The sequence below is a fragment of the Streptomyces sp. NPDC051310 genome (assembly GCF_044455245.1).
GTDB lineage: Bacteria > Actinomycetota > Actinomycetes > Streptomycetales > Streptomycetaceae > Streptomyces.
Map to the genome: position 1 here is coordinate 88,817 of NZ_JBITEO010000007.1, position 22,452 is coordinate 111,268.

Below are 22,452 nucleotides of genomic sequence, written 5' to 3' on the forward strand. Positions count from 1 at the left end.
GCGGACACGGCGGGCTCATGCGGCAGGTGCCGCACCGTCCGGCGCCGCCCGGCCGTGACTGCCGCCCCGCGCCGGTGCCGGGCCCGCAGGCTGCGCGCTCATCCGCCGGCCGGTGCCGGGCCAGCGGGCCGCTCGCTCATCCGCCGGGCGGGGGCGCCACCGGGAGCGTCACGCTGCTGAGCCCGGCCCGTACCGTCATCCGCGTGCCCGCCGGGTGGCGCAGCGTGTAGTCGTGGTCGGTGGAGATCAGCACCACGCCCAGCCGGTGCCCCTTCTCGACGACGTAGTCCTGGGGCTGCATGGCCCACCGCAGCCGGTACTCGCGGCCTTCGACGACCGGGGACTGCCGGGCGGCCGAGTGGCGGTTGCGGACGTCGAGCCAGCCCCGGGTCACGATCTTGAAGTCGGCGGTCTCGGTCCGGTGCTTCGTCCGGTACGTGCAGCCGGTGTCGCCGGGGATGCCCTCGCCGTAGCAGACGAGCTGCGAGGTGTCCTGGACGGTGCCGGCGACCGCACGGGTGGCGGTCCCGTAGTCGACGAGCAGCGCCGTCGTATAAGGGGAGGTGCCGTCCAGCGAGCCCCGCACCGACACCTCGGGCGCGCCGTTGACGCGCAGGTCGCGCGGGAGGGGCTCCGTCGTCCAGGCGAGGCGGTGGGGGTGCGGGGTGGCGGGGTCGGCGACGAGCTGCTCGGCGCGCAGGGTGCGGCCGGCGTCGTGCAGCGTCCGCTCGGCCGGCCGGCCGGGCAGCGGTGACAGACCGCCGTCGGCGTTCAGCCGCAGCGTCACCCGCCGGGTGCCGGGCGCCGGCCACGCCGGCTGCTGCCGCCAGGTGAAGTCGGCCTGCTCGATGTCGACCGCGGGTTCGTCGAGGGCGCCGTTGTCGAGGCCGTACAGCCAGTGGTCGTACCACTGGTGCAGCTGGCGCAGCCATTCCTCCATGCGCAGCGGCATGGGGTTGTTGTGCCCGGCCTGGTGCAGCCACAGTTTGCGCGGGACGCCGTGCCGGCCGAGGGCCTCCCACAGCCGGGCGGTGTGCCGGGTCTTCACGTTCCAGTCGTTGAGGCCGTGGACGAGGAAGACCCCGGCCTTGATTTTGCGTGCGTCGGGCAGGTAGTCCCGCTCGCGCCAGAAGGGGCTGTAGTCGCCGGTGGCCCGGTCCTGCTCCGCGGTGAGGCGGTCCAGGACGGGCTTGCAGATCTCGCGGTCGGCTCGGCTGTAGACGGCCTTGGCCAGGACGTCGGTGTCCTCGCCCTGGAAGCCGCCGGGTGCGACGACACCGCCGCCGGCCCGGTAGTAGTCGTACCAGGAGGAGATCCCGGCGATCGGGACGACGGCCTTCAGGCCCTCGACGCCGGTGGCGGCCACCGCGGTGGGCAGGGTGCCGTTGTAGGAAATCCCCATCATCGCCGCGTTGCCGGTGGACCAGTCGGCCCGGACCGGCCGGCCGTCGGGGTCCCAGCCGCGGGCCCGGCCGTTCAGCCAGTCGACCGCCGCCTTGGCGCCGAGCGTCTCCTCGCGGCCGCCGGAGGTGGGGCAGCCGGTCGAGTCGCCCGTCCCCACGCTGTCGACCTGGGCCACGGCGTACCCGCGGGGCAGGAAATAGTTGTCGGTGTAGCCCGGGAAGACGACCGAGGAGGCGGAGACGGCGGGGCCGGTGGGCCGCTCGGTTCCCTGCAGAAGCCCCGGAAGGCCCTTGCGCCCCTTACCACCGGGCAGTCCGTCCTCCTCCAGGTCGACCTCGTGGAAGGGGACGTCGTTGCCGCCACCCCAGTACGGGCTCGCTTCGATGATGGTCGCGACGCGCAGTCCGGCATCCGTTTCGCGGGGCCGGAGGATCCTCATCCGGACGGTGTCCCGCTTGCCGTCCTCGTCACTGTCCGTCTCCGTTTCGACGTCGACCAGCTGGTGGACGGCGTCCGCGCGGGAGAAGGCCGGGTGGGTCCGGCCGTCGATGACGCGCAGGGCAGGACCGCCCGACGCGCCGGCCTGCGCGGCCGGTGCGGGCAGCGCCGCGACCAGTAATCCCGCCAGAGCCACCAGGCCGATCCGGCGGTGCGTGCGGTAGGGGCGTACGGCGTCGCGTACGCGCTGGGGTCTCGCCATCGTGCCTGCCTCCAAGGGGGCCGCGGGGGTGACGATCACGCGGTGGGCGCGGCTCACATTCCATCGCTTCCATCCCAGCCGCACCAGACCCAACACCCGGACAATCACAGGCCATTGTGTGACCGATGGTGACCGCCTAGCGTGCCCGGCATGAGGTTCAGGGACACTCTCGGAGCCGTTTCACGACGCGCCGGGACCGGCTTCACAGCGTCCGGCATTCTGCTCATCCTCCTTACTGGGGGCGGCTGTTCGGATTCCGGATCCCCCGCACCGCAGAGCAGCACACCGGCCGACATCTGCACCCGTCTCGTCTCGTACTGGGCCAAGGAGGCATTGAAAGACAGCACTTGGGCAGGGCTGGACTGGGAACAGAAGGGCCTGTCGAACGAGCAGCTGGAGATCCATGACGACGTGCTCGCCGAGGCCCGCGCGACCGACCGGCGCGAGGGGCGGGAGGCGGCCGAACGCCTCGTCGACCGGGACACCCGGCGCCGCTGCGAGGCGGCCCGCGGGGCGACCGGGAGCTCCGAGAACTGGCGCCCTCCGGACACCGAGGCGACCGGCACCGGCACCGGATCACCACGGCCGAAAAGACACGCACCGATGTAACACTGAGTAACAGGGGCGCCATGAGGAACCGAGCCCGCCGCACCGGCCGCACCGCCACCCCGAGCACACCCCGGGCCCCTCGCCAGGCCCGTCCCGGCCCACACCCCTGTCAGGACCAAGATCCGCTCAAGCCCCTTAGCGGAACTGGGCGTTCTCACTATGTGGGCAACCTCCGGGCGACCGGAAAGCCCGGATGTGTCCACACCGCAAGCACCGACTCTCCCCTCCGGCATAACAAGACAGTCACATCCTGACTTCCCTGGTCCCGGACTCCACCCCCTGCGCCTAGAGTCACGGCCAGTCACCGCGCCGCCGGGCGCGTCTGCTGCACGGACCCGTACCAACCCAGTGCGTACCAACCCAGTGCGGCCCGGCGACCACACGGCACCTCAAATCCGAGGAGGCCGCGCCAGGGAAAGGATTCAACGTGCGACAGCGTTCCTTGCTCATACTCACCACCGTGATCACCACGGGAGCACTCACCCTCACCGCCTGTGGGTCCCGCGACGACAGCAAGGGCGGTAAGGACGACAGCAGCGGCAAGACGACCGTGGTCATCGGCGTCGACGCCCCGCTCACCGGATCGCTTTCCGCGCTCGGCCAGGGCATCAAGAACTCCGTGGACCTGGCGGTCAAGACCGCCAACAAGAACAACGAGGTCCCGGGCGTCGAGTTCAAGATCGAGGCCCTCGACGACCAGGCCGTCCCGGCCTCCGGCCAGGCCAACGCCACCAAGCTCGTCGGCAACAAGGACGTCATCGGCGTCGTCGGCCCGCTGAACTCCGGCGTCGCCCAGTCCATGCAGGGCGTCTTCGAGAAGGCCGGCGTCACGCAGGTCTCCCCGGCCAACACCAACCCGGCCCTCAGCCAGGGCGACAACTGGGGCAAGGGCGAGTTCAAGCGCCCCTTCAAGACCTACTTCCGCACCGCCGCCACCGACGTCGTCCAGGGCAAATTCGCCGCCCAGTACCTCTTCAACGACGCCAAGAAGCGCAAGGTCTACGTCGTCGACGACAAGCAGACCTACGGCGCGGGCCTCGCCGCGATCTTCTCCAAGGAGTTCGAGCGCCTCGGCGGCAAGGTCGTCGGCACCGACCACGTGACGGTCAAGGAGACCGACTTCTCCAGCACCGCCGACAAGGTCAAGAGCTCCGGCGCCGACTCCGTCTACTTCGGCGGCCAGTACCCCGAGGGCGGCCTGCTCTCCGACCAGATCAAGAAGACGGGCGCCAAGATCCCCACCATGGGTGGCGACGGCATCTACGACCCCGCCTTCATCAGCGCCTCCGGCGTCGCGAACGACGGCGACCTCGCGACCTCCATCGGCTACCCGGTCGAGAAGCTCCCGACGGCCAAGAAGTTCATCGACGACTACAAGGCCGCCGGCTACAAGGACCCGTACGCGGCGTACGGCGGCTACTCCTACGACGCCGGCTGGGCGATCATCCAGGCCGTCAAGGCCGTCGTCGCCGCCAACGACGGCAAGCTCCCCGCCGACGCCCGCGAGAAGGTCGTCGAGGCCATGTCCAAGGTCTCCTTCGACGGCGTGACCGGCAAGGTCGCCTTCGACGAGTACGGCGACACCACGAACAAGCAGCTCACCGTCTACAAGGTGGCAGGCACCACCTGGAAGGACGTCAAGAGCGCCACGTTCGAGGACTGATCCGCCGCACCGCCCCGCTCCACCTGATCCAAGCCGCGCGAGGGCGCAAACAGCGCCCTCGCGCGGTGTCATATCCGACAAGCTCATCGGAGGCCCTGCGGTGAACGAACTGCCGCAACAGCTGGCCAACGGCCTTGCCCTCGGCGCCCTTTATGGCCTCATAGCCATCGGGTACACGATGGTGTACGGCATCGTCCAGCTCATCAACTTCGCCCACGGCGAGATCTTCATGATCGGGGGCTTCGGCGCCCTCACTGCATACCTCGTACTTCCCAGCGGGACATCCCTCCTGGTGGCCATCCCGCTCATGATCGTCGGCGGCGCCCTCGCCTCCGTCGCCGTGGCCACCGCCGCCGAACGCTTCGCCTACCGCCCCCTGCGCAGCGCACCCCGGCTGGCCCCGCTGATCACGGCGATCGGCCTCTCGATCGTCCTGCAGCAGCTCGTCTGGGGCTTCTACCCCGACGCGAAGAAGCCGCGCAGCTTCCCCGAGTTCCAGGGCGAGTCGTTCAAGCTCCTCGACAACCTGTACCTCCAGCGCGCCGACCTCTTCGTCCTCGTCCTCGCCCCCCTGTGCATGCTCGCCCTCGGCCTCTTCGTCTCCAAGAGCCGCAGCGGCCGCGCCATGCAGGCCACGGCACAGGACCCGGACACCGCGAAGCTGATGGGCATCAACACCGACCGCATCATCGTGATGGCCTTCGCCATCGGCGCCGCGTTCGCCGCGGTCGCCGCGGTCGCCTACGGACTCGACAAGGGCCAGATCAACTTCGAGATGGGCTTCATCCTCGGACTCAAGGCCTTCACCGCCGCCGTCCTCGGCGGCATCGGCAACATCTACGGCGCGATGGTGGGCGGAGTCGTCCTCGGCCTCGCCGAGTCCCTCTCGATCGCCTACATCGAAGAGATCCCCGGCATGCAGCAGCTCGGCGGCGGCGCCTGGGCCAACGTCTGGGCATTCGTACTTCTCATCGTCGTGCTCCTCGTCAGGCCGCAGGGCCTGCTCGGCGAGCGCGTCGCGGATCGGGCGTGAGAGCCATGACAACCGACACCCTCAAGGTCACCGACGCCACCCCGGCCGACGACACCTCCCGTGTCACCACGCTGCGCTGGACCATCGCCGCCGGCGGCCTGGCCACCATCGCCAGCACCTTCCTCGCCTGGACCTACACCGACGCCTTCCCCGGCGACCTCACCGTCTACGGCTACCCCGGCGGCCTCCAGGTCCTCACCCTCGTCGCCGGCCTCCTCACCGTCGTGTACGCGCTCGCCGCACTCGGCATCCGGGGCCTGCGCTGGCTCGCGCCCACCGGCACCACCAAGGCCCTGCAGCTGCTGGCCCTCGGCGCCTTCGGCACCACCTGGTTCACCGTGATCGCCATCGCGGTCGAACTCGGCGGACTCGCGCACCTCGACCCCGGCGCCTACGTGGCAGCGGTCGCCTCCGCCGTCCCCGCCGTCGCCTTCCTCCTCCCCGACGACACCCGCAAGGCCCAGCGGCCCAAGGCACTGCCCTCCTGGGCCGAGATCCTCGTGATCGTCGCCGCCTTCGGCCTCGGCCTGTACGTCGTCACCTACGGCATCGACACCGAGTACGCCGAACTCTTCACCGGCTACCTCATCACCGCCGGCTTCGCCATCGCCGCCCTCTTCAAGGCCGGCCTCATGGCCCGGCTCTCGGCCCTCACCGCCAAGTACCGGTCCATCACGGTGGCCGCCGCCTTCGTCGCCGCCGCGGCCTTCCCCTTCACCCAGACCACCGACCAGTTCACCCTGATCGCGGTCAACATCCTCATCTTCGCCACCGTCGCCCTCGGCCTGAACATCGTCGTCGGCCTCGCCGGCCTGCTCGACCTCGGATACGTCGCCTTCCTCGGCGTCGGCGCGTACACCGCGGCCCTGGTCTCCGGCACCACCGCCTCGGCCTTCGACATCCAGTTCCCCTTCTGGGCCGCCGTCCTCACCGGCGCCGCCGTGTCCCTCGTCTTCGGCGTCGTCATCGGCGCCCCGACCCTGCGGCTGCGCGGCGACTACCTCGCCATCGTCACCCTCGGCTTCGGCGAGATCTTCCGCATCGCCGTCGGCAACCTGGACGGCGTCTCCGGCCCCCAGGTCACCAACGGCCCCAACGGCATCCCCAACATCCCCGACCTCGTCTTCTTCGGATACGACTTCGGCGAGTCCCACACCGTCCTCGGCTTCGAGCTCGGCTCCTACGCCAACTACTACCTGCTGATGCTGCTCGCGATGATCCTCGTGGTCCTCGTCTTCAGCCGCGCCGGCAGCTCCCGCATCGGCCGGGCCTGGGTCGCCATCCGCGAGGACGAGACCGCCGCCACCGCCATGGGCATCAACGGCTTCCGGGTCAAGCTCATCGCCTTCGCCCTCGGCGCCACCCTCGCCGGCGTCGCCGGTACCGTCCAGGCACACGTCCAGAGCACCGTGGTCCCGGAGATGTACGTCTTCGCCGGACCCGTCCCGCCCAACTCGGCGTTCCTCCTGGCCGCCGTCATCCTCGGCGGCATGGGCACCATCAGCGGACCCCTCATCGGTGCCGCCCTGCTCTACATGATCCCGGCGAAGCTGCAGTTCCTCCAGGACTACCAGCTCCTCGGCTTCGGCATCGCGCTCATCATCCTGATGCGCTTCCGCCCCGAGGGCCTCATCGCCAACCGCCGCGCCCAGCTCGAATACCACGAGACCGGCCAACTGGACGTACCCGACGACAAGCTGCCCGACTCCGCCGTCGGCACCACGAAGGCGGGGGCGTGAACGACATGACGACCACCACCACGACCAAGACCGCAGAGGCCGCCCCGGTCCTCGAAGCCAGCGGCGTCACCATGCGCTTCGGCGGCCTCACCGCCGTACGCTCGGTCGACCTCACCGTCCGCGAAGGCGAGATCGTCGGTCTCATCGGCCCCAACGGCGCCGGCAAGACCACCTTCTTCAACTGCCTCACCGGCCTGTACGTCCCCACCGAGGGCAAGGTCTCCTACAAGGGCACCGTCCTGCCGCCCAAGCCCCACCTCGTCACCCAGGCAGGCATCGCCCGCACCTTCCAGAACATCCGGCTCTTCGCCAACATGACGGTCCTGGAGAACGTCCTCGTCGGACGCCACACCCGGACCAAGGAAGGGCTCTGGTCCGCACTGCTGCGCGGCCCCGGCTTCAAGAAGGCCGAAGCCGCCTCGCACGCACGGGCCATGGAACTGCTGGAGTTCATCGGCCTGGAGCACAAGGCCGACCACCTCGCCCGCAACCTGCCCTACGGCGAGCAGCGCAAGCTGGAGATCGCCCGCGCCCTCGCGAGCGAACCCGGCCTGATCCTGCTCGACGAGCCCACGGCCGGCATGAACCCGCAGGAGACGCGGGCCGCGGAGGAACTCATCTTCGCGATCCGCGACAAGGGCATCGCCGTGCTCGTCATCGAGCACGACATGCGCTTCATCTTCAACCTCTGCGACCGGGTGGCCTGCCTCGTCCAGGGCCAGAAGCTCATCGAGGGCACGCCGTCCGTCGTCCAGGGCGACGAGCGCGTGGTCGCCGCGTACCTCGGCACCCCCTTCGAGGGCGAACCGGGCGCGGAGGAGGCGGCGGAGGTCGCCGCGGCGGAGGCGGCGGCAGGCACGGACGCCCCGCAGGACGCCGAGGCCCCGGAGGCCGCGGCTGCCACCGGCACCACGAAGACCCCGGAAGCTACTGAGGCTTCTGAGGCTTCGGACACCCCGGAGGCGCCGGAGGCCGACGCAGCCGGTGACGGCGACGCACCGACGCAGGCCGCGGCGTCCGCCGAAGCCGCGACCGGGACCGCCGCCACCGCCGCCGAGGCGGCCGCGGTGGCCCAGCAGGCGGAGGAGGCCGACGCAGCCGAAGCCGAGGCCGAGACCGCCGACGGCGAAGCTGCCGACGGCGACGACGCGGCGGCCCGCCCGGAGGCGGCGGACAGCGACGCCGCCACCGCGGACAGCACCACCTCCGCGGACAGCACCACCACCGAAGGAGACACCAAGTGACCGCACTCCTCGAAGTCGAGGACCTCAGGGTCGCCTACGGCAAGATCGAAGCCGTCAAGGGCATCTCCTTCTCGGTCCAGGCCGGCCAGGTCGTCACCCTCATCGGCACCAACGGCGCCGGCAAGACCACCACGCTGCGCACCCTCTCCGGGCTCCTCAAGCCCTCCGGCGGCAAGATCCACTTCGACGGGCAGGTGCTCAACGGCATCCCCGCACACAAGATCGTCGCCCTGGGCATGGCCCACTCCCCCGAGGGCAGGCACATCTTCCCCCGCCTGAGCATCGCCGAGAACCTCCAGCTCGGCGCCTTCCTGCGCAGCGACAAGGCCGGCATCGAGAAGGACATCCAGCGCGCCTACGACCTCTTCCCCATCCTCGGGGAACGCCGGAAGCAGGCCGCGGGCACCCTGTCCGGCGGCGAGCAGCAGATGCTCGCCATGGGCCGGGCCCTGATGTCCCAGCCCAAACTGCTCATGCTCGACGAGCCCTCCATGGGCCTCTCCCCGATCATGATGCAGAAGATCATGGAAACGATCAGCGCGCTCAAGGCCCAGGGCACCACCATCCTGCTCGTCGAGCAGAACGCCCAGGCCGCGCTCTCCCTCGCGGACCAGGCGTACGTGATGGAGACCGGCACCATCAAGCTGTCGGGCAGCGGTCAGGACCTGCTCCACGACGAGTCCGTCCGCAAGACGTACCTCGGCGAGGACTGAGCCCCTCGCACACCGAAGGGCCCGCCCCGCGCGCATCCACTGCCGCGGGGCGGGCCCCTTCGTACGCCCGGGCGGGGGGCTACTGGCCCTTCGCCGCCTTCTTCTCCTCGGCGTCCTCGATGACCGCCTCCGCGACCTGCTGCATCGACATGCGCCGGTCCATCGACGTCTTCTGGATCCAGCGGAACGCGGCGGGCTCCGACAGCCCGTACTGCGTCTGCAGGATGCTCTTCGCCCGGTCCACCAGCTTCCGCGTCTCCAGCCGCTGGGCGAGGTCGGCGACCTCCTTCTCCAGCGCCTTCAGCTCCGCGAACCGCGACACCGCCATCTCGATGGCCGGTACGACGTCGCTCTTGCTGAACGGCTTGACCAGGTACGCCATGGCACCGGCGTCGCGCGCCCGCTCCACGAGCTCGCGCTGCGAGAAGGCGGTGAGCATCAGCACCGGCGCGATCGACTCGCCGGCGATCTTCTCGGCGGCGGAGATCCCGTCGAGGACGGGCATCTTCACGTCCAGGATCACCAGGTCGGGCCGGTGCTCGCGGGCCAGCTCGACGGCCCGGGCGCCGTCACCGGCCTCGCCGACGACGGAGTAGCCCTCCTCCTCCAGCATCTCTTTCAGGTCGAGGCGGATGAGGGCCTCGTCCTCGGCGATGACCACGCGGGTCGTCATCGGCGGGACGTGCGACATGTCGTCGTCGGCGACGGGCTGGGGCGACTCGGGGGCGGTCACGTAGGCTCCTCGTTCCAAGGCTGGTACAGCTCCCCATGAGCCTACCTAGCTGCCGGGGATCATGGGCACCGGGTACACTCCGACAAGCAACCTCGCCGGGTTGGCGGAACGGCAGACGCTGATGTCTCAAACACATCTGCCCGAAAGGGCGTGCGGGTTCGAATCCCGCACCCGGCACAGCGCACCGTTCAAGCGGATGTTCCCGTTCTCGTGAACATCCGCTTTTTCCATGCCGGGCTACGGAGTCATCACGCACAGTAGCCGCATGCAATTCCATGGCACAGAAGTGCGACAGAAGGCCCTTGCGCTGCTCCGCGGCGGATGCCGGAACGCGGACGTCGCCCGCCGGCTCGGTGTGCCGCCGGGCACGGTCGCGTACTGGCTCCACAAGGACCGGGCCGAGCGAGGGGAATGTCCGGGCAGGCACGATCCCGAGTGTCCGCGGTGCGACGGCACGGACCTCGACAGAGCCGCCTACGCGTACCTTTTCGGCCTGTACCTCGGCGACGGGCACATCAGCCACTACTCGGCGCATCGGGTGCCGAACCTCATGATCACCTGCGCCGAGACCTGGCCGGGCCTCATGGACGCATGCGAGCAGGCCATGCGGTCCGTCTTCCCCGGCAATGCCGTGTGCCGGGTCCGCCGCACCGGATGCCGCAACGTGAAGGTGTACTCGAAGCATCTCGCATGCCTCTTCCCCCAGCACGGCCCCGGCAGGAAGCACGAGCGCCGCATCGTGCTCGAGGGGTGGCAGCGGGAGATCGTCGACGCGCACCCGTGGGGATTCGTCCGGGGGCTCATCCATTCCGACGGGTGCCGGATCACCAACTGGACCACGCGCAGGGTCGGCGGCGAGGTGAAGCGGTACGAGTATCCGCGGTACTTCTTCACCAACGTGTCCGACGACATCAGGCGGCTGTACACCGACACCCTCGACACGCTCGCGGTGGAGTGGACGCACTGCGCGCGGGGCGGGAACCCGTACAACATCTCCGTCGCCCGACGGGCGTCCGTCGCGTTGATGGACGCCCACGTCGGGCCGAAGTACTGAGGTGCGTCAGGTGACCCGGTCGCCGATGCGGTGGACGCGGACCAGGTTCGTGGAGCCGGGGACGCCGGGCGGGGAGCCGGCGGTGATGACGACGAGGTCGCCCTCGCGGCAGCGGCCGATCCGGGTGAGCTGCTCGTCGACCTGCGCGACCATCGCGTCCGTGGAGTCCACGTGCGGGCCGAGGAAGGTCTCCACGCCCCAGGTGAGGGTGAGCTGGGAGCGGGTGGCCGGGGCCGGGGTGAAGGCGAGCAGGGGGATCGGGGAGCGGTAGCGGGAGAGGCGCTTGACGGTGTCGCCGGACTGGGTGAAGGCGACGAGGTACTTGGCGCCGAGGAAGTCGCCCATTTCGGCGGCGGCGCGGGCGACGGCGCCGCCCTGGGTGCGGGGCTTGTTGCGTTCGGTCAGGGGGGTCAGGCCCTTGGCGAGGAGGTCCTCCTCGGCGGCTTCGACGATGCGGCCCATGGTGCGGACCGTTTCGATGGGGTAGCGGCCGACGCTGGTCTCGCCGGAGAGCATGACGGCGTCGGTGCCGTCGATGACGGCGTTGGCGACGTCGCTGGCCTCGGCGCGGGTGGGGCGGGAGTTGTCGATCATCGAGTCGAGCATCTGGGTGGCGACGATGACCGGTTTGGCGTTGCGCTTGGCGAGCTTGATGGCGCGCTTCTGGACGATCGGTACCTGTTCGAGGGGCATTTCGACGCCGAGGTCGCCGCGGGCGACCATGATGCCGTCGAAGGCGGCGACGATGTCGTCGATGTTGTCGACGGCCTGCGGTTTCTCGACCTTGGCGATGACGGGGACGCGGCGGCCTTCCTCGTCCATGACCCGGTGGACGTCCTCGATGTCGCGTCCGCTGCGGACGAAGGAGAGGGCGATGACGTCGGCGCCGGTGCGCAGGGCCCAGCGGAGGTCGTCGATGTCCTTGTCGGAGAGGGCGGGGACGGAGACGGCGACGCCGGGGAGGTTCAGGCCCTTGTTGTCGGAGACCATGCCGCCTTCGACGACGGTGGTGTGGACGCGGGGGCCGTCGACGGAGGTGACGTCGAGGGCGACGCGGCCGTCGTCGACGAGGATGCGTTCGCCGGGGGTGACGTCGCCGGCGAGGCCGTCGTAGGTCGTGCCGCAGAGGTGGCGGTCGCCTTCGACGGGTTCGACGGTGATGGTGAATGCGTCGCCCCGTTCGAGGAGGACGGGGCCTTCGCGGAAGCGTCCGAGGCGAATCTTCGGGCCTTGAAGGTCGGCGAGTACGCCGACGCTGCGGCCGGTTTCGTCGGAGGCTTTGCGTACGTGCTGGTAACGCTCCTCGTGCTCGGCGTAGGAGCCGTGGCTGAGGTTGAGTCGGGCGACGTCCATTCCGGCCTCGACCAGTGCCTTGATCTGGTCGTATGTGTCGGTGGCGGGCCCCAGGGTACAGACGATTTTTGCTCGGCGCATGGTTCGACCCTAGAGCTTACCGACGGGTAGAGAATTGGCCGCGCATGACGACTCAACAACCTTTCCGTGAAAGGTTATTGACAAGTGTTGAATTGTGCGGGGGCCCGCTCCGATGAGCGTTGTTCAGGGGGTGTCGTCTCATGGGACGAGATAGCCGCGCAGCCCCTTGGAGCGGCTCGGGTGGCGGAGTTTGGACATGGTCTTGGCTTCGATCTGCCGGATGCGTTCCCGGGTGACGCCGTAGACCTTGCCTATGTCCTCGAGGGTGCGCGGCTCGTCGCCGTCGAGGCCGTACCGGAGGGTGATGACGCCGGCTTCGCGCGGGGTGAACTTGCCGAGGAGGGCGCGGAGGTGGGTGCGCAGGAGGTCGGCGCCGACGACGTCCTCGGCGGTGGGGGTGGCGGTGTCCTCGATGACGTCGCCGAGTTCGCCGTCGCCGGCGGAGTCGCCGAGGGGGGTGTGGAGGGAGACGGGGGTGCGGTCGTAGTGCTGGAGCCGGGTGACGCGTTCGACGGTGGTGTCGAGGGCGGCGGCGAGTTCGCCCGGTGTGGGTTCGCGGTCGAGGGTGGCGGTCAGATCGCGCCGGACGCGGGCGAGCCGGTTGATCTCCTCGACCGTGTGGACGGGGATGCGGATGGTGCGGGACTGGTCGGCGAGAGCGCGGCCGATGGCCTGTTTGATCCACCAGGTGGCGTACGTGGAGAGCTTGAAGCCCTTGGTGGGGTCGAACTTCTCGATGGCGCGCAGGAGGCCGAGGTTGCCTTCCTGGACGAGGTCGGCGAGGGGGAGGCCGCGGTTCGTGTGGTGTTTGGCGATGGAGACGACGAGGCGGAGGTTGGCCTCCAGCATGTGGTTCTTGGCGCGGCGCCCGTCGCGGACGAGGTGTTCGAGTTCGGGGGTGGGGGTGCCGGTGGAGGCGATGCGTTCTTCGGCGCGGAGGCCGGTCTGGACGCGGTGGCCCAGGGCGACTTCCTGGGCGGCGGTGAGGAGGGGGGTGCGGCCGATGGAGCGGAGGTAGTCGTTCAAGCGGGTGCCCTTCCCTGTGTTTGGGTGCGACCTAAATTTATGCTCGACCTAGCAGCTAGGTCAAGCATAAATTTGGGTTCGACCTATGAGAGGGTGGTTCCATGAGTACGGCACAGGGCCTGCGGGAGCAGAAGAAGCAGCAGACCAGGCAGGCGATCTCGGACGCGGCGACCGGCCTGTTCATCGAGCGGGGTTTCGACCGGGTGACGATCGCGGACGTCGCCGCGGCGGCGGGCGTGGCGAAGATGACGGTCACGAACTACTTCCCGCGCAAGGAGGACCTGGTCCTCGATCTGAGCGAGGATTTCGTGGCCGGGCCGGCGCGGGTGGTGGCCGGACGCGCGCCGGGTACGTCACCGGTGGAGGCGCTGCGGGACGACTACCTGGCGGCGGTGGCGCGCCGCGATCCGGTGATCGGCTTCGCTCCGGAGCCGTTCGCGCGGATGCTGGCCGACAGTCCGGTCCTGCTGGCGCGGCTGCGGGAGTTCCACGACCAGCGCGAGGCGGCGCTGGCGGAGGTGCTCGTGGCGGAGTGGGACGGGGCGGAGGAGGACGCCGGGGACGCCCCCGCGGTGGAGGAGGACATCGCACCGCGCGCCGAGGCCGCTCAACTGGGAGCGGCGCTGCGGCTGTTGTTCACCCGGCTGCTGGACCGCGTGCTGTCGGGTGCCGGTGCGGACGCGGTGGCGCGGGCGCACGAGGCGGAGGCGCGCCGGGTCTTCGCGCTGCTGGAGCGGTGAAGCCCCCGCTCGGGGTGCGGTCGCGTGCAGGGCCGGCGGGGCGCTGCGGACACTCGGACATCGAGGGTCCGGCGCGGGCCACTCCCCTGGGAGCGGCGCGGGTCCGGCCGATCCCCCGGGCCGGCACTCGGGGCGCAGGGGCCGGCTACAGCTGAGGGGGGTGCATGGTGAAGCGTGCGTTCACCTGGGCGGTGACCGTCTGGCGCTGCGGTTCGAGGTCGAGGGCGGGGGCCGCTTCCGTGGCTTCGGCGGCGAACGCCATGCGGGGCGCGCCGGCCCGGGTGCCGGGGACCGCGGGGTAGGGGGAGGCGTTCTCGGCGCCGAGGTCGGCGAGTTCGACGAGGGCCGCGAGGCGGGTGCCGAGGGCGTCGGCGTACTCGCGGGCACGCTGGACCGCTTCCCTGACGGCTTGGCGGCGGGCCTCGCGGTGGGCGGGTGAGTCGGGGCGCAGCGCCCACCAGGGGCCGTCCACGCGGGTGAGTTCCAGGTCGGCGAGGCGGGTCGTCAGTTCACCGAGGGCCGTGAAGTCGGTGAGTTCGGCGGTGAGGTGGACGCGGCCGTGGTAGGCGCGGGCGCGTTCGCCCTTGCCGTGTCCGCTCAGTTCGGGGCTGATGGAGAAGGAGCCGGTCTCGAGCTTCTCGACGGCGTCGCCGTAGGTCTTGACCAGGTCGGTCACGGCGGTGTTGCGGCGGGTCAGGTCCTCCAGGGCGCTGCGCCGGTCCTTTCCGCGTGCGCCGACCGTGATGGCGATGCGGGCGACTTCGGGGTCGACCTCCAGGTGGGCTTCGCCGCGCACGGCGACGCGCGGGGCCTCGGCGGTTCCGTACGGCAGGTCACTGGTCATGGCGGGTCCCTTTCCTCGTGGTCATCAGATCGAAACCTGGCACACCTATCCGGCGGGAGCGCCGCTGCGTCAGAATCTACGCGCGTTGTGCGACGGAACGAAGGAGATCTCATGCCGCTGAACCGTAGGACCTTCCTGGAGCGGTCGGCCGCCGCCGGAGCCGGTGCGGCCCTGGCCGGGGCCCTGGTGGAACCCGCCGCGGCCGCGCCGGGGAAGGGTGGGGAGAAGCGGTACTCCTTCACCGTCATGGGCACGACCGACCTCCATGGCAATGTCTTCAACTGGGACTACTTCACGGACAGGGAGTTCGACGACAAGGCGCACAACGACGTCGGCCTCGCGAAGATCTCGACGCTCGTGGAGCAGGTGCGGGCGGCGAAGGGCCGCCGCAACACGCTCCTCATCGACGCGGGTGACACCATCCAGGGCACCCAGCTGTCGTACTACTACGCGAAGGTCGACCCGATCACGGCGCGCCGCGGTCCGGTGCATCCCATGGCGCAGGCCATGAACGCCATCGGGTACGACGCGGCCGCGCTGGGCAACCACGAGTTCAACTACGGCATACCGGTCCTGCGGAAGTTCCAGGAGCAGTGCGACTTCCCGCTGCTGGGCGCCAACGCGCTGGACGCCAAGACGCTGCGGCCGGCGTTCCCGCCGTACAGCATGCACCGGCTGCGTACGCCGTGCGGGCGGGACGTGCGGGTGGCGGTGCTCGGGCTCACCAATCCGGGCATCGCGATCTGGGACAAGGCGAACGTGAGCGGCAAAATGGTGTTCCCGGGGCTGGAGGAGCAGGCCGCGAAGTGGGTGCCGCGGCTGCGGTCGATGGGCGCGGACGTGGTGATCGTGTCGGCGCACTCGGGGTCGAGCGGGACGTCGTCGTACGGGGACCAGCTGCCGTACATCGAGAACGCCGCGGCGCTCGTGGCGGAGCAGGTGCCGGGCATCGACGCGATCCTGGTCGGGCACGCGCACACCGAGATCCCCGAGTACCGGGTGAAGAACAAGGAGACGGGCCGGGACGTCGTGCTGTCCGAGCCGCTCAAGTGGGGTCAGCGGCTGACCCTGTTCGACTTCGGCCTGGTGTGGCGGAAGGGCCGCTGGGTGGTGGAGACGGTCGGCGCGCAGGTGCTGAACTCCAACACCGTCGAGGAGGACCCGGAGATCGTCAAGCTGCTCGGTGACGAGCACGAGAAGGTCGTGGCGTACGTCAATCAGGTCATCGGCACCTCCACCGCCGCGATGTCCACGGCCGACGCGCCGTGGAAGGACGAGCCGATCATCGACCTGATCAACCACGTGCAGGCGGAGACGGTGAAGGCGGCGCTGGCGGGCGGCGCGTACGCGGGGCTGCCGGTGCTGTCGCAGGCGTCCTGCTTCTCCCGTACGGCGAAGATCCCGGCCGGCCGGGTGACGATCCGCGACGCGGCGGGGCTGTACCCGTTCGAGAACACGCTGGAGGCCCGGCTGATGACGGGCGCCCAGCTCAAGGACTACCTGGAGTACTCGGCGCGGTACTACGTCCAGACGCCGGCCGGTGCGCCGGTCGACACGGCGAAGCTGACCAACGCGGGCGGCACGCCGGACTACAACTACGACGCCGTGTACGGGCTGACGTACGAGATCGACATCGCCCGGCCGGCCGGTTCGCGGATCGTGAACCTGTCGTTCGAGGGCGAGCCGCTCGACCCGGCGGCGCGGTTCGTGCTGGCGGTGAACAACTACCGTGCGAGCGGCGGTGGCGCGTTCCCGCACGTCGCCGCGGCGCAGCAGCTGTGGGCGAACTCGGACGAGATCCGCAACACGATCATCCAGTGGGTGCAGGCGAAGGGGACGGTGGACCCGGCCGCGTTCGCGTCGGTGGGCTGGAAGCTGACCCGGGACGGCGTCCCGGTGTTCCAGGCGGCGTCCTAGCGGCCGGCGCCGCGCTGCTGCGGCAGGAGCCCGAACCTGGTGAACGCCGTGCGGCGGGGCAGCGGGTAGGGCTCCTTGCCGGTGAGGGAGTTGAGGATGGTGGCGGCGCGCCAGGCCGCGAGGCCGAGGTCGGGGGTGCCGACGCCGTGGGTGTGCGTCTCGGCGTTCTGCACGTGGACGGCGCCGGTGACGGAGGGGTCGAGGACCATCCGGTACTGGTCGTCGATGCGCGGCCGGCCGGCGGAGTCGCGGCGCAGGTAGGGGTCGAGGCCGGCGAGGATGGTGTCCAGGGGGCGCTCGCGGTAGCCGGTGGCGAGGACGACGGCGTCGGTGACGATGCGGTCGCGGGTGCCCTGCTGGACGTGCTCGACGTGCAGTTCGACCTTGGTGGTGGCGAGGCGGCCGGCGGTGCGGACGCGGACGCCGGGGGTGAGGACGGCGTCGGGCCAGCCGCCGTCGAGGCTGCGGCGGTAGAGCTCGTCGTGGATGGCGGCGATGGTGCCGGCGTCGATGCCCTTGTGGAGCTGCCACTGGCGGGGGACGAGGTCGTTGCGGACGTGCTCGGGAAGGGCGTGGAAGTAGCGGGTGTAGTCGGGGGTGAAGTGCTCCAGGCCGAGCTTGGAGTACTCCATGGGGGCGAAGGCCTCGGTGCGGGCGAGCCAGTGGATGCGTTCGGCGCCGGCGGGGCGGGCGCGCAGGAGGTCGAGGAAGACCTCGGCGCCGGACTGGCCCGAGCCGATGACGGTGACGTGGTCGGCGGCGGTGAGCCGGGCGCGGTGGTGCAGGTAGTCGGAGGAGTGGAAGACGGGGACGGTGGGGGCGGCGGCGAGGGGCCGGAGGGGTTCGGGGACGTACGGCTCGGTGCCGACGCCGAGGACGAGGTGCCGGGCGTGGGTGCGGCCGAGGGCTTCGGCTTCGCCGCCCGGGTCGAGCTGGGTGTAGTCGACCTCGAAGACGTCGCGTTCGTTGTTCCAGCGGACGGCGTCGACCTGGTGGCCGAAGTGGAGTCCGGGCAGGTGGTCGCTGACCCAGCGGCAGTAGGCGTCGTACTCGGTGCGCTGGATGTGGAACGTCTCGGCGAAGTAGAAGGGGAAGAGGCGCTCGCGGCGGCGCAGGTAGTTGAGGAACGACCAGGGGCTGGTGGGGTCGGCGAGCGTGACGAGGTCGGCGAGGAAGGGCACTTGGAGGGTGGTGCCCTCGATGAGGAGCCCGGGGTGCCAGCGGAAGGACGGCCGCTGCTCGTAGAAGGCGGTGGCGAGTCCGCCGGGGACGCCGTGGGCCAGGGCGGCGAGGGACAGGTTGAACGGGCCGATGCCGATGCCCACCAGGTCGTGGGGCTGTTCGAGGCTGCTCTGGGGTCCGGGTGCGGTCATCGGGTGGTGCTGCCTTCCACGAGGTTGAGGATCTGTGCCAGGTCGTCGGGGGTGGTGTGGGGGTTGAGCAGGGTGGCCTTCAGCCAGAGGCGTCCGTCGGCGCCGCGGGCGCGGCCGAGGACGGCGCGGCCTTCGGTGAGGAGGGTGCGGCGGATCGCGGCGACCCCGGTGTCGTCGGCGCCGGCCGGGCGGAAGAGCACGGTGGAGAGGGCGGGGCGTTCGTGGAGTTCGAGGCGGGGGCGCTTCTCGACGAGGTCGGCGAGGTGCTGGGCGAGGTCGCAGACCCGGTCGACGAGGGCGCCCAGTCCGGTGCGGCCGAGGGCCCGGAGGGTGACGGCGATCTTGAAGATGTCGGGGCGGCGGCTGGTGCGCAGGGAACGGCCGAGGAGGTCGGGCAGGCCGGCTTCGGTGTCGTCGTCGGCGTTGAGGTAGTCGGCGGTGTGGGCGAGGGGCTGCAGCAGGGCGCGGTCGGGTACGGCGAGGAGTCCGGCGGCGAGCGGCTGCCAGCCCAGTTTGTGCAGGTCGAAGGTGACGGTGCGGGCGCGGTCGAGGCCGGCGAGGAGGTGGCGGCGGGTCTCGCTGAACAGCAGCGGGCCGCCGTAGGCGGCGTCGACGTGGAGGTCGGCGCCGTGGGCGTCGCACAGGTCGGCGATCTCGGTCAGCGGGTCGATGCGGCCGGTGTCGGTGGTGCCGGCGGTGGCGGTGACGAGGAGGGGGCCGCGCAGCCCGGAGAGGACGGCGTCGAGGGCGGTGAGGTCGAGGGTGCCGTCGGGGGCGGGGACGGTGACGGGTTCGGGCAGGCCGAGGAGCCAGGCGGCGCGGTGGACGGAGTGGTGGGTGCCGGCGCCGCACACCGTCTGGACGGTGGCGCCGAGGCGGCCGTGGCGTTCGCGGGCGAGGAGCAGGGCGAGCTGGTTGGCCTCGGTGCCGCCGGTGGTGACCAGGGCGTCGGGGTCGGGGCCGGTGGGATACGCCTCGGTGGCCAGGGCGCGGGTGACGGACTCTTCGAGCGCGGCGGCGGCGGGGGCCTGGTCCCATGAGTCGAGGGACGGGTTGAGCGCGGCGGCGGCGAGGTCGGCGGCGGCGGCAAGTGCGAGCGGCGGGGTGTGCAGGTGGGCGGCGCAGTGGGGGTGCGCGGGGTCGGCGGCGCCGTAGGCGAGGAGGCGGGTGAGGGTGGTGAGCGCTTCGTGTTCCCCGGTGCCGGTACGGGGGATCGCGCCGGTTTCCGGCGGGGCGGTGCCGTGCCCGGCGGGGGCCGCGTGGGCGGGGGCCGGAGCGGGGGCGGCGGCGAGGGTCCGGCGGACGTGGGCGGTGACGGCCGCGGGGCCGCCGGGCGGCAGGGGGCCGACGCGGGCGGCGGCGCCTTCGTGCAGGGCGTCGAGCACGGTGTCGACGAGGGGGCGCAGCGCGTCGGGGCCTGCGGGACCTCCGGCGAGGGACGGGGTGCTCATGGGCCCAGCGTGGACCGGGCCCGCGCCGGGTGGTTCCCGTGGAGGGCGATCACAACCCGAAAGGAGGACGGCCGCGGCGAGGGGTACGCCGCGGCCGTCCGAGCCTGCTATGCGTCCTGCGGCTGTACCGGTGGTGCGGCCTGCGCCGGTGGCTGCGGCTGCGACCCGGTCTGTGTCTGCGCCGCGGTCCGGACGCGCAGCGCGCGGCGGAGGTCGTCGAGCTGGTCGACGAGCTTGCGGCGCAGCGCCGGGATGAGGTCGTCGGAGGCCAGGTGCTGCTCGCCCAGTGCGAGGGCTTCGGCGTCGACGGCGTGGGCGGGGAAGGCGTGGCGACCGGCGGCCTCGGCGATGGCGGGGCCGCGGCGCCGGGCGAGGGCGGCGGCGTCGGGGTAGAAGCGCGGCACGTACTGCCGTACGAGGTCGGCCTGCTCGGGCTGCCAGAAGCCCTGCGCGATGGCGGTGAACAGGTAGTTGGACAGGGAGTCGTCGGTGAACATGCGCTCCCAGGCTGCGGCCTTGGCCTCCGCGGTCGGCAGGGCGGCGCGGCAGCGGGCGGCGCCTTCCTGGCCGGTGGCGCTGGGGTCGCGGTCGAGTTCGGCGGCGATCGCGGCCTCGTCGACGGCGCCGAGGACGGCGAGGCGGCCGAGGATCCGCCAGCGCAGCTCGGGGTCGAGGTCGGGTCCGCCCGGTACGGCGCCCTCGGCGAGCCAGCCCTGGAGGGTGCCGGGCCGCGCGGCGGCGTCGATGCAGTGGCGTACGGCGGTGAGCCGCAGGCCGGGGTCCTTGCCGTCCTCGGTGCGGCGGATGAGGTCGCGGGTGAGGTCGGTGAGCAGGGACAGCGCGGCGGGCCGGTCCTCGGGGGCGAGGTAGCGGTCGGTGATGTGGGCGGACGCGAAGCCGAGGACGCCCTGGACGATCGCGAGGTCCTTCTCGTGCGGCAGGTGCGCGCGGGCGGCGGTCAGGTAGGCGGTGGGGGCCAGTTCGCCGTCGCGGACCATGTCGCGGGCGGCGTTCCAGACGACGGCGCGGGTGATCGGGTCGGGGATGCCGGAGAGGGACCGTACGGCGGTGTCCCACGAGGCGGCGTCGAGGCGCACCTTGGCGTAGGTGTAGTCGCCGTCGTTGAGGACGAGCAGGGCGGGGCGGGGTCCGGGGACGGTGGTGGGGGCGGTCTGCGGTACGTCGATCTCGATGCGGTCGCGCAGCACGAGCCGGGCGTCGTCGCCGAGGTCGTGGTCGTAGAGGCCGACGGTGATGCGGTGCGGGCGGCTGCCGCTGCGGTGCACGTCGAGGGTGCCGGCGGCGGGGTCGTACACGGGGGTGAGGGTGTCGATGCCGGTGGTGCGCAGCCAGGTCCCGGCCCAGCCGTGGACGTCGCGGTCGGTGGCTGAGGCGAGGTTGTCGATGAAGTCGGCGAGGGTGGCGTTGCCGAACTTGTGCCGGGCGAAGTGGGCGTTGATGCCGGCGAGGAACTCCTTCTCCCCCATCCAGGCCACGAGCTGGCGTAGGGCGGAGGCGCCCTTGGCGTACGAGATGCCGTCGAAGTTCAGCATCGCGGAGGCGGTGTCGGGAACGGCCTCGGGGTCGGGGGCGACGGGGTGGGTGGAGGGCCGCTGGTCGGCGTCGTACCCCCAGGGCTTGCGGACGACGCCGAAGTCGACCCAGGTGTCGGGGAAGCGGCTCGTGGCCTCGTTGACGGTCTGGTAGCCCATGTACTCGGCGAACGACTCGTTGAGCCAGATGTCGTCCCACCACTGGAGGGTGACGAGGTCGCCGAACCACATGTGGGCCATCTCGTGGGCGATGACCATGGCGCGGGTCTGCCGCTCGGTGACGGTGACGGCGGAGCGGTAGACGAACTCGTCGCGGAAGGTGATCAGGCCCGGGTTCTCCATGGCGCCCGCGTTGAACTCGGGCACGAAGGCCTGGTCGTACGAGTCGAAGGGGTACGGCTCCTCGAACTTCTCGTGGTAGCGGTCGAAGCACTGGCGGGTGACGTCGAGGATCTCGTCGGCGTCGGCGTCGAGGTAGGGCGCGAGGGAGCGGCGGCAGTGGATGCCGAAGGGCAGACCGGCGTGCTCGGTGCGGATGGAGTGCCAGGGGCCGGCGGCGACGGCGACGAGGTAGGTGGAGATGCGGGGGGTGGGGGCGGCCTGCCAGCGGCCGTCGGAGCCGCGGGTGGTGATGCCGTTGGCGAGGACGGTCCAGGTGTCCGGTGCCGTGACGGTCAGCTCGAAGACGGCCTTCAGGTCGGGCTGGTCGAAGGCGGCGAAGACCTGCTGGACGTCCTCCATGAACATCTGGGTGTACGTGTAGGTCTCGCCGTCGCTGGGGTCGGTGAACCGGTGCATGCCCTCGCCGGTGCGCGAGTAGCGCATCGCGGCGTCGACGCGCAGCTCGTGGGGGCCCTCGGTGAGGGTGAGGGGGAAGCGGTTGCCGGTGAGCGCCTCGGGGTCGAGGGGCTGCCCGTCGAGCGTGACGGAGCGGAGGGTGGCGGGCCTGAGCTCGACGAAGGTGTCCCCGGCGGTACGGGCGGTGAACCGGATGAGACTGGTGGAGTCGAAGGTCTCGTCACCGGTGGTCAGGTCGAGGTCGACGGTGTACCGCTGGACGTCGAGGAGCTGGGCTCGGGTCTGCGCTTCGTCGCGCGTCAGTACGGGCATGGCCCCATGCTGCCCGATGCCCGAACGCCGGACACGCCAGTTCTTCTCACGGCTGAGCGCGGGGACGCGGCGGGCGGTACGCGGGAGCGGGCGCGGGCGGCGGCCGGGCGCG

At 71.1% G+C, this 22,452-nt stretch carries 15 protein-coding genes, 1 tRNA gene and 2 pseudogenes; 10 read left to right on the forward strand and 8 right to left on the reverse strand.

What is annotated here, in order from left to right; translation table 11 throughout:
- Window positions 1-136: 136 nt before the first annotated feature.
- Entirely contained in the window at window positions 137-2,104 is a 1,968-nt protein-coding gene (locus ACIA79_RS12615) for a Xaa-Pro dipeptidyl-peptidase (RefSeq protein ID WP_399428195.1), read from the reverse strand.
- Between the two features lie 333 nt (window positions 2,105-2,437).
- Here ACIA79_RS12615 and ACIA79_RS12620 point away from each other — a divergent pair, with 333 nt between their 5' ends.
- The 6 genes and pseudogenes from ACIA79_RS12620 to ACIA79_RS12645 all read left to right on the forward strand — a co-directional run bounded on the left by ACIA79_RS12620 (window position 2,438) and on the right by ACIA79_RS12645 (window position 9,105).
- The gene (locus ACIA79_RS12620) at window positions 2,438-2,713 is read left to right on the forward strand and encodes a hypothetical protein (protein ID WP_399428196.1); all 276 of its coding nucleotides are present in this window, start codon (window positions 2,438-2,440) and stop codon (window positions 2,711-2,713) included.
- A 427-nt stretch (window positions 2,714-3,140) separates the two neighbouring features.
- On the forward strand, window positions 3,141-4,376 hold the full coding sequence (locus ACIA79_RS12625) for a branched-chain amino acid ABC transporter substrate-binding protein (RefSeq protein WP_399428197.1): 1,236 nt from the start codon (window positions 3,141-3,143) through the stop codon (window positions 4,374-4,376).
- Window positions 4,377-4,476: 100 nt separating this feature from the next.
- A complete protein-coding gene (locus tag ACIA79_RS12630) occupies window positions 4,477-5,409 on the forward strand; it encodes a branched-chain amino acid ABC transporter permease (protein WP_399428198.1) in 933 nt (310 codons plus the stop codon).
- Window positions 5,410-5,414: 5 nt separating this feature from the next.
- Window positions 5,415-7,148 carry a branched-chain amino acid ABC transporter permease gene (locus ACIA79_RS12635; protein WP_399428199.1) on the forward strand — a complete coding sequence of 578 codons (1,734 nt, stop codon included), beginning with the start codon at window positions 5,415-5,417 and terminating at the stop codon, window positions 7,146-7,148.
- 5 nt (window positions 7,149-7,153) lie between these two features.
- A pseudogene (locus tag ACIA79_RS12640) lies at window positions 7,154-8,035 on the forward strand (ABC transporter ATP-binding protein); the annotation flags it as partial.
- 353 nt (window positions 8,036-8,388) lie between these two features.
- A complete protein-coding gene (locus ACIA79_RS12645; RefSeq protein WP_399428200.1) occupies window positions 8,389-9,105 on the forward strand; it encodes an ABC transporter ATP-binding protein in 717 nt (238 codons plus the stop codon).
- Between the two features lie 79 nt (window positions 9,106-9,184).
- Here the strand turns inward: ACIA79_RS12645 and ACIA79_RS12650 are convergent, their stop codons facing one another.
- A complete protein-coding gene (locus ACIA79_RS12650) occupies window positions 9,185-9,838 on the reverse strand; it encodes an ANTAR domain-containing response regulator (protein WP_391815008.1) in 654 nt (217 codons plus the stop codon).
- Between the two features lie 94 nt (window positions 9,839-9,932).
- Between ACIA79_RS12650 and ACIA79_RS12655 the strand changes: the two genes are divergently transcribed.
- Window positions 9,933-10,015, forward strand: a tRNA-Leu gene (locus tag ACIA79_RS12655).
- Window positions 10,016-10,103: 88 nt separating this feature from the next.
- Window positions 10,104-10,892, forward strand: coding sequence for a helix-turn-helix domain-containing protein (locus tag ACIA79_RS12660; protein WP_399428201.1), 789 nt, complete (start codon window positions 10,104-10,106; stop codon window positions 10,890-10,892).
- Window positions 10,893-10,898: 6 nt separating this feature from the next.
- Here ACIA79_RS12660 and pyk read toward each other — a convergent pair whose 3' ends face one another.
- Together pyk and ACIA79_RS12670 are read right to left on the reverse strand one after the other, a co-directional pair.
- Complete coding sequence (gene pyk / locus ACIA79_RS12665) at window positions 10,899-12,326, reverse strand: pyruvate kinase (protein WP_399428202.1); 1,428 nt, start codon at window positions 12,324-12,326, stop codon at window positions 10,899-10,901.
- A gap of 138 nt (window positions 12,327-12,464) precedes the next feature.
- A pseudogene (locus ACIA79_RS12670) lies at window positions 12,465-13,352 on the reverse strand (RNA polymerase sigma factor); the annotation flags it as partial.
- Window positions 13,353-13,453: 101 nt separating this feature from the next.
- Here ACIA79_RS12670 and ACIA79_RS12675 point away from each other — a divergent pair.
- Complete coding sequence (locus ACIA79_RS12675; protein WP_399428203.1) at window positions 13,454-14,092, forward strand: TetR/AcrR family transcriptional regulator; 639 nt, start codon at window positions 13,454-13,456, stop codon at window positions 14,090-14,092.
- A 145-nt stretch (window positions 14,093-14,237) separates the two neighbouring features.
- On the opposite strand, the gene ACIA79_RS12680 is transcribed toward ACIA79_RS12675, so the two are convergent.
- On the reverse strand, window positions 14,238-14,936 hold the full coding sequence (locus ACIA79_RS12680; protein WP_399428204.1) for an SIMPL domain-containing protein: 699 nt from the start codon (window positions 14,934-14,936) through the stop codon (window positions 14,238-14,240).
- A gap of 111 nt (window positions 14,937-15,047) precedes the next feature.
- Between ACIA79_RS12680 and ACIA79_RS12685 the strand changes: the two genes are divergently transcribed.
- A complete protein-coding gene (locus ACIA79_RS12685) occupies window positions 15,048-16,853 on the forward strand; it encodes a bifunctional metallophosphatase/5'-nucleotidase (RefSeq protein ID WP_399428205.1) in 1,806 nt (601 codons plus the stop codon).
- Here the strand turns inward: ACIA79_RS12685 and ACIA79_RS12690 are convergent.
- The 3 genes from ACIA79_RS12690 to pepN all read right to left on the reverse strand — a co-directional run bounded on the left by ACIA79_RS12690 (window position 16,850) and on the right by pepN (window position 22,340).
- Complete coding sequence (locus ACIA79_RS12690) at window positions 16,850-18,226, reverse strand: lysine N(6)-hydroxylase/L-ornithine N(5)-oxygenase family protein (protein ID WP_399428206.1); 1,377 nt, start codon at window positions 18,224-18,226, stop codon at window positions 16,850-16,852. The genes ACIA79_RS12685 and ACIA79_RS12690 overlap by 4 nt on opposite strands.
- On the reverse strand, window positions 18,223-19,677 hold the full coding sequence (locus ACIA79_RS12695) for a pyridoxal phosphate-dependent decarboxylase family protein (RefSeq protein ID WP_399428207.1): 1,455 nt from the start codon (window positions 19,675-19,677) through the stop codon (window positions 18,223-18,225). The genes ACIA79_RS12690 and ACIA79_RS12695 overlap by 4 nt, the downstream gene beginning before the upstream one ends.
- Window positions 19,678-19,784: 107 nt before the next feature.
- Window positions 19,785-22,340: an aminopeptidase N gene (pepN, locus tag ACIA79_RS12700; RefSeq protein ID WP_399428208.1), complete on the reverse strand. Its 2,556-nt coding sequence runs from the start codon at window positions 22,338-22,340 to the stop codon at window positions 19,785-19,787.
- Window positions 22,341-22,452 lie beyond the last annotated feature (112 nt).